Origin of the sequence: Actinoplanes subglobosus, from assembly GCF_042650585.1 — a bacterium.
GTDB classification, from domain to species: Bacteria; Actinomycetota; Actinomycetes; order Mycobacteriales; family Micromonosporaceae; genus Actinoplanes; species Actinoplanes subglobosus.
This window is the reverse complement of the sequence record NZ_JBHSBL010000004.1, coordinates 8,220-22,582: the sequence shown is the minus strand read 5'-3', so window position 1 is coordinate 22,582 and position 14,363 is coordinate 8,220. Positions and strand designations below refer to the sequence as shown.

The following is a 14,363-nucleotide window of genomic DNA, read 5'->3' as shown; positions in this document are numbered from 1 at the left end:
GGACCGCCCTCACCGGGCCGTCCCGGAGCGCGGCCGGTTCCGGCGTCGCAGCACCACGACCGCCCCGGCGAGGACCAGGACCGCGGCCGGTACGCCCAGCGCGTGCGGCCACCACGCGGTCCTCCTCGCCGGGGCGTCCGCCTTCACGGCCGGTGGCGCGGCCAGGGCCGCCGGCGGGTCGACGACGCCGTAGCCGTACTCGGGATCCCGGCCCTCCGCCCCGGCCGGCCGTGCCGTGGTCAGCACCCGCTGGACCGTCTCGGCGGCCGACTCGTCCGGATGTGCGGCCCGGGCCAGCGCGATCACCCCGCTGACCAGGGCGGCCGAGTAACTGGTGCCGTCCGGGGACAGGTCGTTCCCCGCCACTCCCGCCTCGCCGGCGGTGACGATCGCGACGCCCGGTGCGGCCAGGGCCACCTCGGGGCCGGAGACGCTCACGTCGGGCCGGAACCGCCCGGTCCGGTCCACGGCGCTCACCGCGACCACACCGGGCCGGTCGGCCGGAGTGGTGACGCCGGTGTCCGTGCCGCTGTTGCCGGCCGCCGCGACGACCACCACATCGTGCCGGGCGGCGTAGGCGAGAGCCTCGTCGAGCACCGCGGCGGACCGCGCCGAGGGCCGGGCCCGTCCGACCGACAGATTGATCACACCGGCTCCCTGATCGACCAGCCAGTGCAGGGCCTCGCTGACGGCGTCGCTGGTGCCGCTGGTGGTGACCGGCAGGATGGCCGCGCCGGGCGCCACCCCCTTCGTCGCGCCGTCCACGCCCCGGCCGGCGATCAGCATCGCGACGGTGGTGCCGTGGCCCCAGGCGTCCTGGACGCCCTGCCCGAGATCGGGGAAGGCCCGTCCGGGCAGCACGGCCCCGGCCAGGTTCGGGTGCCCGGCGTTCACCCCGGTGTCCAGGACACCGACGGTCACCCCGGCGCCGGTGCTGAGCCGCCACGCCTGGTCGAGCCGGAGCTGCTCGACCCAGTAGTGCCCATCGGCGTAGTGCCCATCGGCGTAGTGCCTATCCGCGTAGTGCCCATCCGCGGCCGCGGCCGGAAGACCGGCACCCACCAGGGCCCCGGCGGCCAGACAGGCCAGCGTCCTGATCGTCACGCGCACAATGTCCACCTCGCCAGCCGCGCCGCACCCCGGTGAAGCGCGAATCGTTGCCGCCGATGGCGGGCGTCACCGTTCTCCTGTCCATTCGACGGGACGAACGAATGCGTTTTTCCGTGCCATTCGATGGCAGCCGAGAAAATGTTTTCTACGCGGCCACTACAACAGGGCCGGAGTGCAAAGGGAGTGGCTGGAACGCCAGGAGAAGGGCACACCGGTGCCCGGGAAGACCGCCAGCATTTTTCCCCCGTCTGGAAACGCGCGGCTGCGAGGAACACCGTAGATCCACGATTTTGATTCCGCAAGTTCACGGTGGGTGACCGGCCGTCAGGTCCGGCCGCGCCGCCCCCGCCGGATGCCGCGGGCCGGGGGAACGGCCGCGACCAGATGATCCGGCCAGGTCACCCGGACCGAGCCGGCCGCCTCGAAGTCGCCGGCCAGCTCCGACAACACCCGCGCCGCCTCGGCGGCCCGCTCGTCCGGCCACGGCGGCTCGCCGGTCTCCAGCGCGCCCCACGCCTTGCGCACGAGGGCGGGCGCCTGCTCCGGAACACCCGTCTCCACCGCGTGGTGCACCATCCCGGCGATCAGCTCGGCCAGGCCCAGGCTCTGCTTGCAGCCGTCCAGGACCAGCCGGCTGCGGGCGGCCGCGTCATGGCGTGGCCGCCCGCTCAGCACCCGCATGCCGGCGAAGACGGCGCCGGCCGCGATCGAGCCGAACACCCCGCCCGACATCTCGAACGTCCGCTCGGTGGCGAAGTGTGCCAGATCGTGGGGCACCCGGTACTTCCGGTCGTAGCCGGGCAACTGGAGCACCACCCCGTCACCGCGGTGCAGCGTGGCGACCGTGGGCCCGGAGGTGCTGTGCGCGAACACGACCAGCATGCCGACATCCTGCCACCGCGGTCACGGCGTGGTCATCGTCCGTCAGGGGTGATCGCCACAGCCATCAGGTGGGCACTCGACGAGACCACGTCCGCCTCGGAGCTGTAGAGACGCGCCAGAGCCAGCGCCCCCTCCAGGACCGCCCGCTCCGACGGGGTGCCGGCCGCGGCCTCCGCCGCCGGCCAGGCCGGACCCTCCACACCATGCACCGCCACCCCGGTCAGGCCGGCCTCCCGGAACTCGTCCGCCAGTTCGGACACCCGATGGAAGTACGCGTGCGTGAACCCCAGCCCCGGATGGTTGCGCCCGTCCCGGAGGATCTGCGCGGCCTCCTCGTACAGCCGGTCGGAGGTGAACCGGCCGGTCGCCGCGAAGTCCAGCGGCCCCGCGAACCGGGAGATCGCCGCGGCCATCACCACCCCGCCGGGCCGGGTCACCCGCACCGCCTCCCGCAGCGCCAGCAGCCGGTCCGCACGGTCCAGCAGGTGATAGAGCGGCCCCAGCAGCAGTGTCGCGTCATAGCCCCGGTCCGGGACCGGCAGGGACCGGGCGTCACCGACGACCGCGTCGACCGGCGGCACCCCGGCCAGGGCCTGCTCCACGTGCGCCGGCACCAGGTCGACGAGCCGCACCCGGTGGCCGGCGGCGAGCAGTGGGCGGGCATACGCCCCCGGCCCGCCACCGACGTCCAGGATCGAGGCCGGTGCCGGCGGCAGATGCTCCGTCAACAACTCCAGCGTGCGGATCCGCTCCAGCTGGAACGACGCCCTCCGGTCCAGGCGCCCGGCCTCGTCATATCCGGTGTAGAAGTCGACGATCTCGGTGGTGGTCTGATCCATCGTGGAATCGTTGCCGGTCCACCCGCGGCGGACCAGTGATTATCTCAGCCCGGAACGGTGTCGCCCTCCCCGGTGCGGCGCTGTGCCTCGTCCACACCCCGGTCGATGTGCTCCGAGTACTTGTTGCCGGTCCGCTCGTCGACCTGATCGCCGGCCTTCTCCAGCGCCTGGTCCACCTGCTCGTCGTGCTGGTCGGCGAAACTCTTCGCCCGGTTCAGGAAGTCGCTCATGCCAGGCCGATTTCCCGCCCGCCACCCGGCCAAACTGCCTTGCATGCGATCGCGTGTCACGCTGGGGAGGTACGTCCTGCACCCGAGCCCGGCGGGAGACGACAACAATGACCGACGCGAGCCCCACCCGGCCGCACACCGAGACCTTCGAGCACGCCGGGGCGACCGTCGACATGGTCGACGCCGGCACCCTGCTGGCCGCCGCCCGCGTCAACCGGGTCGACCTGCTGCAGCGGGCCGTCTGGCCGTCGCCGGTCCAGCGGGTCGACCTGAGCGTCGACGGCACCGGTGGCACCGAGCACGTCTTCACCGCCCGCATCGTCACCCTCGACCCGCCGGCCGCGACGAAGGAGAAGATGCGCGGCATCATGCTCGACATCGATCCGCTCGGCCCGCTCCTGGCCCGCCGGATCGCCGCCGGCGACCAGGTGGTGACACGACTCGTCGACGGCGTGGGATCGGCCGCGGCCGCGGCGTACCGAACCCTGGGTCTGGAGAAGCCGGACGACCGCGAACCCGGACTGCTCGCGGACGCCGCCGCCGGCATCGAGGCGACGGTGACCCACGACGGCGGTGTCGCCCGGCTCGAGACGCGGGTCCCGCGCGACGCCGTCGGTGTCGCCCATCTGCGCGCCTTCGTCATCCTCACCCTCCAGGCCGTCGCCGGCATCGCCGGGCCGCAGTCGCTGGCCGGCCGCCGTTTCGTGATCGGCCGCCTGCCCGCCACCCCCGCCGCCACCCAGTCGGTCACCCTCGACATGGTCGGCGGCCTCGCCGACGTCGTCGCCGAGCTGCGCCAGATCGCCGTCTCCTTCCGGCATCCCGAGGCGATGGCACGGTGGGGGGCCCGTCGCCCTCAGGGCCTGCTGATGTACGGGCCACCCGGCACCGGCAAGACCATGCTGTCGCGTGCGCTCGCCAACGAGATCGGCGCCGAATTCCGGGAGATCCGCACACCCGAGATCCTCGACAAGTACCTGGGCGGCTCGGAACGCAACATCAAGCAGATCTTCCGCGACGCCCGGCGGTACCGGACGCCGACCCTGATGCTGTTCGACGAGTTCGACTCGATCGTCAGCTACGCCGGGGCGGGCGGGGACGCCGCGAGCCAGGCCCTCAACGCGGTCGCCGGCATCTTCAAGCAGGAGATGAACGACCTGATCGAGGAGAACCCGAACGTCATCGTCGTCGCCACCACCAACTTCCCGCACCGGGTCGACGAGTCGCTGATCCGGTCCGGTCGCTTCGACGTCAAGATCAGTGTCCCCAAGCCGGACGAGACGTCCCGCGCGGAGATCCTCCGCAAGATGATCCGCGGGCTGATCGGCGCCCACGAGACGCCCGGTTTCCGGATGTTCGCCGACGACCTCGACCTGGCGGCGCTGGGGGTGGCCAGCACCGGGATGACCGGTGCCGACATCAAGGAGGCGCTGCGGCGGGTCCAGCTGACCAAGGCGATGCAGGACGCGCGCGGGGCCGCCGTCACCCCGATCTCCCAGTCCGACCTGCTGACGGCGATCCACAACCTCCGAGGCACCCCACCCCCCACCCCCTGAACCCGCCGCGCCTCGCGCCGCGCCTCGCCTCGCGCCGCGCCTCGCGCCGCGCGCCGCCTCGCGCCGCGCGCCGCCTCGCGCCGCGCGCCGCCTCGCGCCGCGCGCCGCCTCGCGCCGCGCGCCGCCTCGCGCCGCGCGCCGCCTCGCGCCGCGCCGCGCCTCGCCTCGCCTCGCGCCGCGCCTCGCCTCGCCTCGCGCCTCGCCTCGCGCCGCGCCTCGCCTCGCCTCGCGCCGCGCCTCGCCTCGCCTCGCGCCGCGCCTCGCGCCGCGCCTCGCCTCGCGCCGCGCCTCGCGCCGCGCCGCGCCTCGCCTCGCGCCGCGCCTCGCCTCGCCTCGCGCCGCGCCGTCTCGCGAAGCCTCGCGCCGCGCCTCGCCGCTTCGCTTCGCGCCGCGCCGCTTCGCTTCGCCCTGCACCGATCTTGATCGATTGGCCACCGGAAGCGGTGGTTGAACGGTCAAGATCGCCGGAGGAGGGGTCGGTGATCGTGGGATTTGGGGTTATTTAGGGCTCTTGTGGTGTGGCGGTGTGGCGGTGTGGCGGTGTGGCGGTGCGGTGGTGTGGCGGTGTGGCGGTGCGGTGGTGTGGCGGTGTGGCGGTGCGGTGGTGTGGCGGTGTGGAAATGTGATGGCGGTGCGGTGCGGAATATCTAGGGTGGACGGATGGCGATCATCGATTTTCCGGGGCCGCCCGCCCCGAACGGATACAGCCACACCGTCGTCGTCGCGCCGGGCAGCCGGCTCGTGTACATCTCCGGGCAGGTGCCGATCGACGCGCACGGCAAGGTTCCGGAGGGCTGGGCCGAGCAGACCCGGTTGACGTTCCGCAACGTGGAGGCGGCGCTGGCCGCGGGCGGCGCCGGCTGGGGTGACGTGATCAAGCTGACCTACTTCGTGACGGGCACGGACGAGTTGCCCGCGATCCGGTCGATTCGTGACGAGTTCGTGGACACGGCACGGCCGCCGGCCAGTTCGCTCGTCCAGGTCGCGGGCCTGTTCCGCCCGGATCTGCTGATCGAGATCGAGGCCGTCGCCGCGGTGCCGGCATGACCGGTGAGGTCCGGTTCACCAAGTGGGGCGGGCTCCGGCACTGGGAGTGCGACCTGGAACCGCTCGGCGAGGACGGGCACGGACTGTGGCTGGCCGGGAGGGCCGGGATCAGCATGCGCCGCGGAGACGGGGAGATCTTCCCGCAACTGCACGACTTCGTGATGCTGGTGCCGGCCTCCGGCTGCTGGATCGCCTCGGTGAACGCCCCGTCGGTGGCGTCGTCGATCGCCGTCTACATCGACATCACCGACCGGCCCCGGGTCGTCGACGGTGTGGTGCACGCCGTCGACCTGGATCTCGACGTGATCCGGCAGTGGGACGGCTCGGTGGCGGTGCTCGACGAGGACGAGTTCGCCGAGCACCAGATCCGGTACGGCTACCCGCCGGAGGTGATCGCCGAGGCTCGTTCCACCTGCGACGACCTGTTCACCAGGATGTCGGCGGCCACCCAGCCGTTCGAGACCGAGGCCCGCCGCCGGCTCGCCGCCTTCGTCGCCTGAGGTGGCCTGAAGTCGCCTGAAGTGGCCTGAACTAGCCTCAAGTAGCCTCAAGTCACTCAAGCAGCCTCAAGTCACTCAAGCAGCCTCAAGTAACTCAAGCCGCCTCAAGTAACTCAAGCCGCCTCAAGTCGCTCAAGTCTTCTGAAAGAGCCCGGCTGGTTCTCACCGCCGTCTCAAGGCGGCCACGGCGGTGAGACCCGGCCCGATGTCGGCAGGCCGGGACGGCGGTGAAGCCGGCTCGGGTTCAGGCGCGGCGCTCCAGGAAGTCGTAGACGTCCCGGTTGTCGACGCCCGGGAAGGTGCCCGGCGGCAGGGCGGCCAGCAGGTGGGAGTGGACCCGGGCGCTGGGCCACGCGTTGCCGGCCCACCGGTCGACGAGTGCGACCGGTGGCCGGCGGCAGCAGTCCGGGTCGGGGCAGGTCGACACGGTGCGCCCGGGCACGTCCCCTCCGCGGAACCAGCGGGCGTGCTCGTACGGCGTACCGACGGTGACCGAGAACTCCCCGGAGCGGGTCGACTCGACGTGCACGGTGCACCAGTACGTCCCCGCGCCGGTGTCGGTGAACTGGTAGAACGACGAGTACGGGTCCTCGGCCTCGAAGACCGTGCGCGACGCCCACTTGCGGCAGACGGGCTGTCCCTCGATGGCCCCGGTCACGTCGGACGGGAAGCGCACGTTGTCGTTCTCATACGCCTTGTAGACGATCCCGGTCTCGTGGACCCGTGCGAAGTGCACCGGAATCCCGAAGTGGTGTGTGGCCAGGTTGGTGAACCGGTGCGCCGCCGTCTCGTAGGACACCCCGAACGCGTCCCGGAAGTCGTCGATGGCGAGTGCCCGGTCGGCTTTGGCCTCGGCGAGGAAGTCGACGGCGAACTTCTCCGGCATCAGCAGTGCCGCCGCGAAGTAGTTGACCTCGACGCGCTGCCGCAGGAAGTCGCCGTAGTCGGAGGGGTCGTTGTGCCCGAGGACGAAGTGGCCGAGTGTCTGCAGCACGACGGCCCGCGGGTCGTGGCCTTTACCGCTGGCCACCTGCGGGAGATAAATTCTGCGGTTCTTCAGATCGGTCACCGACCGTGTCGACGCGGGCAGGTCGTTGACGTAGTTCAGGGTGAACCCGATCTGCGCGGCGATGTCGAGGATGCCTCGTTGTGACAGCGGGCCGGTCGTGTGCCGTACCGATTGAAGGACTTTGGCCGCCGCCGCCTCGATCTCGGCGAAGTAGTTGTCGCGGCGCCGCATGTCGGCGCGCAGTTGCGCGTTGGCGCGCCGCGCCACCTCGGGGGTCGCGGTCTGTTCGGTGAGCACCCGGTTGAGCTCGCGGTGCATGCCGATCAGCGATTCGAGGGCGTCGGCCGGCAGCCGCCGGCCCGCCTTGACGACCGGCAGGCCGAGCGCCTGATAGGCGGGATTCTGCTGGAAGTGCGCGAGCTCGATCTCCAGGCCGGCGCGGCGGCTCGGCGCCTCCGGGCGGAGAAGATCCTGCATGGGTACGCCCAGCGCCCCCGCGATCGCCTGGAGCACCGACAGTTTCGGCTCCCGTTTGCCGTTCTCGATGAGCGAGAGCTGGGACGGCGCCCGCCCGACCGCGTCGCTGAGCTGGTCGAGGGTCATGCCACGGGTCCGCCGGAGGTGCCGGAGACGCTGCCCGAGCGTTACGAGGTCCACCGATGGCTCAGCGCTCGCCTGAGAAGAAGGTGAAAGTGAAGCGGTCACGGGTTTGACACTAACAGAATTTTTTCACTTCTTTCCTCGGAAACAGTCTTCATGGGGGCTGGTGTGATCCCTGAGAGTGAAGTTCTTCCACGAGGAAGAACGCGACAGGGCAGGAAAGGGATTTTTCTGATGACTGAGTTCGAGAACCGGGGCGGTACCGCTGAGGACCTCACCCGGGAGTGGGCCAACAACCCCCGCTGGGCCGGCATCAAGCGTGACTACACCGCACAGGACGTCGTGAAGCTGCGGGGCACCCTGCAGGAGCGGCACACCCTGGCCGAGCGCGGTGCCGCGAAGCTGTGGGAGCTGCTGCACACCGAGGACTACATCAACGCCCTCGGCGCGCTGACCGGTGGCCAGGCGACCCAGATGGTGCGCGCCGGCCTCAAGGCGATCTACCTGTCCGGATGGCAGGTCGCGGCGGACGCGAACCTCTCCGGTCACACCTACCCGGACCAGTCGCTCTACCCGGCGAACTCGGTTCCCGCGGTCGTCCGCCGGATCAACAACGCGCTGCTGCGCGCCGACCAGATCGACACCTCGAACGGCAGGTACGAGCGCGACTGGTTCGCCCCGATCGTCGCCGACGCCGAGGCCGGCTTCGGTGGCCCGCTGAACGCGTTCGAGCTGATGAAGGGCATGATCGCCGCCGGTGCCGCCGGTGTGCACTGGGAGGACCAGCTCGCCAGCGAGAAGAAGTGCGGCCACCTGGGCGGCAAGGTGCTCATCCCGACCCAGCAGCACGTCCGCACCCTGAACGCGGCCCGTCTCGCGGCCGACGTCGCCGGCGTGCCGACCCTGGTCATCGCCCGGACCGACGCCCTCGCGGCCGACCTGCTGACGACCGACGTCGACCCCCGTGACCAGCCGTTCGTGACCGGCGAGCGGACCTCCGAGGGCTTCTTCCGGGTCACCCCGGGCGACGACGCCGCGATCGCCCGCGGTATCGCCTACGCCGACTACGCCGACATGCTGTGGGTCGAGACCGGCAAGCCGGACCTCGAGTTCGCCCGCAAGTTCGCCGAGGCCGTGCACGCCAAGCACCCGGGCAAGCTGCTGTCGTACAACTGCTCGCCGTCGTTCAACTGGAAGAAGCACCTGGACGACGACACCATCGCCCGCTTCCAGAAGGAGCTCGGCGCGATGGGTTACAAGTTCCAGTTCGTCACGCTGGCCGGTTTCCACGCCCTCAACCACTCGATGTTCGAACTGGCCAAGGGCTACTCCACGACCGGCATGAGCGCCTACGTGAAGCTCCAGGAGGCCGAGTTCGCGGCCGAGGCCGACGGCTACACCGCGACCAAGCACCAGGCCGAGGTCGGCACCGGTTACTTCGACGCCGTCTCCACCGCTCTCAACCCGGACAGCTCCACCACGGCGCTGTCGGGTTCCACCGAGGCCGAGCAGTTCTGAGAAGCGACAGCGACAGGTAGGTAGAAGACATGGGCGCCGAAGAGATCACCATCACCGGTACGACCGCAGGCCGTTACTCCGAGATCCTGACCGCTGAGGCTGTCGAGTTCATCGTGGCGCTTGACCGCGAGTTCGGCGCCCGCCGGGTTCAGCTGCTGGAGCGCCGCCGGCGCCGCCGGGCCACCCGCACCACCGACCTGGACTTCCTCTCCTCGACGCAGCACATCCGGGACGACCTGTCCTGGCAGGTCGCCCCGGCCGCTGCGGACCTCACCGACCGGCGGGTCGAGATCACCGGCCCGCCGGAGCGGAAGATGACCATCAACGCCCTCAACTCGGGCGCCAAGGTCTGGATGGCCGACTTCGAGGACGCGACGTCGCCCACCTGGGACAACGTCATCCTCGGCCAGCTCAACCTGCGTGACGCGCTGGACGGCACGCTGGACTTCACCGCGCCGGACGGCAAGCGTTACGAGATCGGCGCCAACGTCCCGACGATCATGGTGCGGCCGCGTGGCTGGCACCTGCCGGAGTGCCACCTGCGCATCGGCGGCCGGGCCGTGTCGGCGTCGCTGTTCGACTTCGGTATGTACCTGTTCCACAGCGGGCAGAAGCAGATCGACCGGGGCAGCGGCCCCTACTTCTACCTGCCGAAGATGGAGTCGCACCTGGAGGCCCGCCTCTGGAACGACGTGTTCGTCTTCGCCCAGGAATACCTCGGCATCCCGCGCGGCACGATCCGGGCCACCGTCCTGATCGAGACGATCAACGCCGCGTTCGAGATGGAGGAGATCCTGTACGAGCTGCGCGAGCACTCGGCCGGCCTGAACGCGGGCCGCTGGGACTACCTGTTCAGCATGATCAAGAACCGTCCGGACGTGGTCCTGCCCGAGCGGTCGCAGGTCACCATGACCGCGCCGTTCATGCGGTCCTACACCGAACTGCTGGTCAAGACGTGCCACAAGCGCGGCGCCCACGCGATCGGCGGGATGGCCGCGGTCGTGCCCAGCCGGGACCCGGTCGCCGCGAAGCGGGCCCTCAACCAGGTCCGCCAGGACAAGCGGCGCGAGGTCGGCGACGGCTTCGACGGCTCCTGGGTCGCCCACCCTGGCCTGGTCGAGACCTGCCGTGAGGTGTTCGACCAGTGGCTCGGCGACGAACCGCACCAGATCGTCCGCAAGCGGGACGACGTGCGGGTCACCGCGGCCGACCTGCTCGACATCAAGGCCACCGACGTCACCGTCACCGAGGTCGCGCTGCGCACCAACGTCAGCGTCGCCCTGCGCTACATCGCCGCCTGGCTGGGCGGCCGGGGCGCGGTGGCGCTCGGCGGCCTGATGGAGGACGCGGCGACCGCCGAGATCTGCCGGGCCCAGCTCTGGCAGTGGATCTCCTCGGGCACCCCGACCGACTACGGCGTGCCGGTCTCGGCGGGCCTGGTCTCCCGGATGCTGCGCGAGGAACTCGACGTCCTCAGCGAGACCGGCGCGCTGGACGAGGAGGCCGCCCGCTGCTTCGGCCAGGCGCGGACCCTGCTGACCGTCCTGCTGTCGGAACGGACCTGCCCGGAGTTCCTCACCCTGCCGGCCTACCTACGGCACCTGTCCGGTGGGGTGGCGGCTCCGGTCACCGCTCAGGCTCCTGTCGCGGCCTGATCGGATGAGGGCGGGGCGGCGTGGTCTCGGTCCACGCCGCCCCGTTCGTCATTCCCGTCCCTCCCACGTGCACAGGCAGACCCGGTTGCCCTCCGGGTCGGCCAGCACCCGGTAACTCGGGGCGCCGGCGTCACTGACCAGCGTCCCACCGGCGGCCAGCGCCGCCTCGATCCGCGGCGCCACCTCGGCCGGCGTGACCCACAGGTCCGGGTGCCAGCGTTGCCGCGGCTCCTCGTCGCCGGAGCGTTGAAACCAGATCAACGGCACCTTCTGGTACGGGTCCCGCAGGTCACCGTCGTCATCGCGCGGGTAGCCCAGCACCGCCTCCCAGAAACCGAGCTGTTCCGGGAAGCCCGGACTGTCCAGCGCCAGCTCCAGAACGGTCAGCCCCTCCGCGCCCGCGGTGACACCCGCGGCCGCCGCGAGTTCGCTGATCGTCGCCGCGAGCCGCAGGTCCCGCCCGGTCACGCGGCCCACGTCGTGGCTGTACAGCCGGACGTCCACCCAGCCGTAGCGCAGGTCCAGGTCGGGGTGGTGGTCGACCGCCTCGGCGGCGCCACCGATCGCGTTCACCAGCGCCAGCCCGGTCGCGAAATCCCCGGTCCGCAGCCGGGTCCGCAACGCGTTCCGCAGGTAGACCCACCCCGCCGGCGTCTGTTCGGTGATCTCCTGGCCGGTCAGCTTCGTCATGCCACCATGCTCGCACCGCGTACCGTGATCGGGTGTTAAACGGCATCGACGACATCGACTGGGCCGCGCTCGACGGCGCCTACGGGCCGTGCACCGAGGCCCCGGACATCCTGCGCGGTCTCGCGTCCCCCGATCCCGATGTGGTGGACGAGGCGATGTTCGAGTTCGGTTCGAGCCTCTGGCACCAGGGCACCGTCTACCCGGCGACCGCCGAGGTGGTCCCGTTCCTGGTCGAACTCGCCGTCACCGAAGGCATCCACCGGCGGCCCGACCTGCTGCGGATCCTCGGCGAGCTGTGCGATCCGCGCCTGACCCGCGGCCCGGGGCAGCCGCTGGTCCGGGCCGCCGTCGCGGTGCACAGCGGTCCGCTGCTGCCCCTGCTGGCCGACGCCGATCCACGGATCCGGCTGCACGCCGCCTTCGCGGCGGCCCACAGCGGCCCGCACGCCTACGACAGCTTGCGGGAGCGCTGGGCTTCCGAAGACCATCCTCCGGTACGGGCATCCGTCCTCGCCGGTCTGTCCCGCCTCGAACCGGCCGCGACCGTCCCGCTGCTGGAAGCGGCCCTGCACGACCCGTCCCCGGAGTTGCGGGCCACCGCCGCGACGGTCCTCGCCGGTTCCGGCGTCCCGCTCCCACCGGACGTCCTGGAACCGGTCGGTGAGGCGCTCGCCCTGGTGGACACATTGTGGGCCGGCCACCGTTCGGCCTGGGAGGTCGTCTTCGCCGCGACCGAGCCGGCGGCGGCCGCGATCCTCGGCGCCCCGCTCGCCCGGTCCGCCGACCCGTCCACCCGAAGCCGTCTCCTGCACTCGATCCACGCCCGTCTCCTGAGGTCCCGCTCGTCGGTGCCCGCCCTGCTACCCCTGGTAGCGGCGCTGCTGACCGACCCGGACCCGGAGGTCCGCGCCGACGCCGCGGTCGCCGCCCTGGCCGCCGGCCCGCTCGTCGCCCCTCTTCTCACCGCCGATCCGGTCTCGCCCGGTGACCGTCGGCCTTCGGGGGAGACCGCCCCCGCTGCCGGCGGTCCGGCCGCGGGAGCGTCTCCCGCCGGCATGTCGGTGGCGGGCAGCCTGCTCGGCATGGCCGGGACCGGCAGCCGCTGCGCGTTGCGGGTGCTCGTGCACCTGGGCCATCCCGGATATCCGGAAGCGCTGGCCGCGGCCTGGGATGCCGGAACGGCCCACGAGGTGCTCAGCGGTATCGAGGTGCCCTTCGATCCGGCCGCGCTCGCGGTCATCCGGCGCGCGATCACCGCGCCGGGCCCGGGTTCCGCGGCGGCACCGTTCCTCCCCGCGTCGTCCCGGCAGGACTTCGACGGCCTGCTCGGCGTCCTGGAGTCGTGGGGACCGGCCGCCGCACCCGCGTTCCCCGAGATCGTCGCCCTCCTGAACAGCCATCCGGACGCGGCCGCCCTCGCCCTCGCCGCGATCGGCCCGGCCGCGCTGCCGGCGATCCCGGCGCTCACCGGCCGGGCCGGGTCCGGCGACGTCCCGTCCGGTCACGCGATCCTCCGCCTGACCGGCGACACCGGCCCTCTCCTCACCGCAGCCGCAGCCGTCCTGCCCGCCGTTCCTTCCGCGGCTGGGATCGATTCCCACCGGCTCGTGTACTGGCTGGGGCTGATCGCTGACGCCGGCGCGGACGCCGCCGTACTGGTGCCGGGGCTTGCCCGGATGCTCGGTGGGACACCAGAGGATCAGCAGGACCGGCGGGTGCGGGTGGCGGCGGCCCGCGTGATCTGGCGGGCCACCGGCGACGCCGCGGCGGTCCTGCCCACGCTGCGGGAGGTCGTCGGGCGCGGTTCCGGCCCGGCGGGTGACGCGGCCGAACTCCTGGCGGAACTCGGCGCCGGCCAGGACCTCATTCCTGAGCTGCGCAAACTACTTCAATCCGATCCTGATACGCGGCGTGGAGCGGCTCTGGCCCTGCACCGGCTCGGGGTGCCCGCGGACGAGCTGGCCGGTCCGCTGGTCGCGGCGGTGCCGGCCGGGGGATCGACGGCCACGAAGGCTCTCACCGTTCTGGCCGGGATCGGCGCGGTCTCCGCGATCCCGGACCTGGTCGCACTCGCCGACCGTGACGAGCGATTCCCGGCCGGAATCCTCGGCGACGAGTCCTGGGCAGACGATCGGCTCCGCGATCGGATCCGCGCGACGATCACAGCCCTGGAGGGACTTCGCTGACAGGTGCCGCATAGGGTTCGTCCTTCGATGGACGGGGGTCACCATGTGGGGTCAGGTTCACGTCTTCCGTGGGCGGATGTTCGTGACGCGGGGGTTCCGGACCACCGGCGTGCATGCCGGCGAGGACCTGTCGGACGCGGCTCTCGGCGAGGCGATCCTGGAGTTGTACGGCCGGCCCGGCCCTTCCGGGGCGGACGACGGGCAGGCGTGGGAGACGTTCTGCACGGAGGTCGCGGGCGTCCCGGCCCGGCGATACCGGCCGGAGAAGACGGCACGGGTGTTCCGGGAAAGCGGCGACAGCGGGATGTGGACCGTCGTCGCCGGGCACTTCGGCGCCGAGGTGTCCCTTCCGGCCGAGCCGGCCGCGGACTTCCCACAGCGCCTCGGTGGCCTGGTGCGCCGTGAGCTGGCGGCGCTCGCACCGGACTGGCCCAGCGTCCGCAGCGCGGTGATCAGGACCACGGCCACCGGCGGCTGGGTCGTCATGCCGTACGACCGGGGAAACCTCGGGGGACCGGCCCACGCCGTCGACGCGGCGGCC

General features: G+C 71.8%; 13 protein-coding genes. 7 read left to right on the top strand and 6 right to left on the bottom strand.

Annotation, left to right across the window (positions count from 1 at the left end):
- Window positions 1-9 precede the first annotated feature (9 nt).
- The 4 genes from ACFO0C_RS03390 to ACFO0C_RS03375 all read right to left on the bottom strand — a co-directional run bounded on the left by ACFO0C_RS03390 (window position 10) and on the right by ACFO0C_RS03375 (window position 3,061).
- Window positions 10-1,104, bottom strand: a complete 1,095-nt coding sequence (locus tag ACFO0C_RS03390) for a S8 family serine peptidase (RefSeq protein WP_378065002.1) — start codon at window positions 1,102-1,104, stop codon at window positions 10-12.
- A gap of 330 nt (window positions 1,105-1,434) precedes the next feature.
- Window positions 1,435-1,992: a hypothetical protein gene (locus ACFO0C_RS03385; protein ID WP_378065001.1), complete on the bottom strand. Its 558-nt coding sequence runs from the start codon at window positions 1,990-1,992 to the stop codon at window positions 1,435-1,437.
- Window positions 1,993-2,024: 32 nt separating this feature from the next.
- Window positions 2,025-2,831 (bottom strand): class I SAM-dependent methyltransferase, encoded by an 807-nt coding sequence (locus ACFO0C_RS03380; RefSeq protein ID WP_378065000.1) that lies wholly within the window; start codon window positions 2,829-2,831, stop codon window positions 2,025-2,027.
- Between the two features lie 44 nt (window positions 2,832-2,875).
- Entirely contained in the window at window positions 2,876-3,061 is a 186-nt protein-coding gene (locus ACFO0C_RS03375) for an antitoxin (protein ID WP_378064999.1), read from the bottom strand.
- A 107-nt stretch (window positions 3,062-3,168) separates the two neighbouring features.
- Between ACFO0C_RS03375 and ACFO0C_RS03370 the strand changes: the two genes are divergently transcribed.
- From ACFO0C_RS03370 to ACFO0C_RS03360, 3 genes are all read left to right on the top strand, one after another.
- The gene (locus tag ACFO0C_RS03370; RefSeq protein ID WP_378064998.1) at window positions 3,169-4,617 is read left to right on the top strand and encodes an ATP-binding protein; all 1,449 of its coding nucleotides are present in this window, start codon (window positions 3,169-3,171) and stop codon (window positions 4,615-4,617) included.
- A 660-nt stretch (window positions 4,618-5,277) separates the two neighbouring features.
- The gene (locus ACFO0C_RS03365; RefSeq protein WP_378064997.1) at window positions 5,278-5,664 is read left to right on the top strand and encodes a RidA family protein; all 387 of its coding nucleotides are present in this window, start codon (window positions 5,278-5,280) and stop codon (window positions 5,662-5,664) included.
- Entirely contained in the window at window positions 5,661-6,164 is a 504-nt protein-coding gene (locus ACFO0C_RS03360) for a DUF402 domain-containing protein (RefSeq protein ID WP_378064996.1), read from the top strand. The genes ACFO0C_RS03365 and ACFO0C_RS03360 overlap by 4 nt, the downstream gene beginning before the upstream one ends.
- A gap of 244 nt (window positions 6,165-6,408) precedes the next feature.
- Here ACFO0C_RS03360 and ACFO0C_RS03355 read toward each other — a convergent pair whose 3' ends face one another.
- A complete protein-coding gene (locus ACFO0C_RS03355) occupies window positions 6,409-7,830 on the bottom strand; it encodes a helix-turn-helix domain-containing protein (protein WP_378064995.1) in 1,422 nt (473 codons plus the stop codon).
- Between the two features lie 177 nt (window positions 7,831-8,007).
- On the opposite strand from ACFO0C_RS03355, the gene aceA reads away from it, so the two are divergent.
- Entirely contained in the window at window positions 8,008-9,291 is a 1,284-nt protein-coding gene (gene aceA / locus ACFO0C_RS03350) for an isocitrate lyase (RefSeq protein ID WP_378064994.1), read from the top strand.
- Window positions 9,292-9,320: 29 nt separating this feature from the next.
- Window positions 9,321-10,946: a malate synthase A gene (aceB, locus tag ACFO0C_RS03345; protein ID WP_378064993.1), complete on the top strand. Its 1,626-nt coding sequence runs from the start codon at window positions 9,321-9,323 to the stop codon at window positions 10,944-10,946.
- Window positions 10,947-10,994: 48 nt separating this feature from the next.
- Here aceB and ACFO0C_RS03340 read toward each other — a convergent pair whose 3' ends face one another.
- Window positions 10,995-11,636 carry a 4a-hydroxytetrahydrobiopterin dehydratase gene (locus ACFO0C_RS03340; protein WP_378064992.1) on the bottom strand — a complete coding sequence of 214 codons (642 nt, stop codon included), beginning with the start codon at window positions 11,634-11,636 and terminating at the stop codon, window positions 10,995-10,997.
- Window positions 11,637-11,668: 32 nt separating this feature from the next.
- Here ACFO0C_RS03340 and ACFO0C_RS03335 point away from each other — a divergent pair, with 32 nt between their 5' ends.
- Both ACFO0C_RS03335 and ACFO0C_RS03330 read left to right on the top strand, forming a co-directional pair.
- Complete coding sequence (locus ACFO0C_RS03335) at window positions 11,669-13,822, top strand: HEAT repeat domain-containing protein (protein ID WP_378064991.1); 2,154 nt, start codon at window positions 11,669-11,671, stop codon at window positions 13,820-13,822.
- 76 nt (window positions 13,823-13,898) lie between these two features.
- Window positions 13,899-14,363 (top strand): hypothetical protein (locus ACFO0C_RS03330; protein WP_378064990.1); only part of this gene is annotated, 465 nt, incomplete at its 3' end.

Bases quoted from the DNA above. Each gene is read 5' to 3' on its own strand.
- ACFO0C_RS03360 (WP_378064996.1), top strand. From the start codon at position 5,661: ATGACCGGTGAGGTCCGGTTCACCAAGTGGGGCGGGCTCCGGCACTGG.
- ACFO0C_RS03375 (WP_378064999.1), bottom strand. From the start codon at position 3,061: ATGAGCGACTTCCTGAACCGGGCGAAGAGTTTCGCCGACCAGCACGAC.
- aceB (WP_378064993.1), top strand. From the start codon at position 9,321: ATGGGCGCCGAAGAGATCACCATCACCGGTACGACCGCAGGCCGTTAC.
- ACFO0C_RS03380 (WP_378065000.1), bottom strand. From the start codon at position 2,831: ATGGATCAGACCACCACCGAGATCGTCGACTTCTACACCGGATATGAC.
- ACFO0C_RS03365 (WP_378064997.1), top strand. From the start codon at position 5,278: ATGGCGATCATCGATTTTCCGGGGCCGCCCGCCCCGAACGGATACAGC.
- aceA (WP_378064994.1), top strand. From the start codon at position 8,008: ATGACTGAGTTCGAGAACCGGGGCGGTACCGCTGAGGACCTCACCCGG.
- ACFO0C_RS03340 (WP_378064992.1), bottom strand. From the start codon at position 11,636: ATGACGAAGCTGACCGGCCAGGAGATCACCGAACAGACGCCGGCGGGG.
- ACFO0C_RS03370 (WP_378064998.1), top strand. From the start codon at position 3,169: ATGACCGACGCGAGCCCCACCCGGCCGCACACCGAGACCTTCGAGCAC.
- ACFO0C_RS03385 (WP_378065001.1), bottom strand. From the start codon at position 1,992: ATGCTGGTCGTGTTCGCGCACAGCACCTCCGGGCCCACGGTCGCCACG.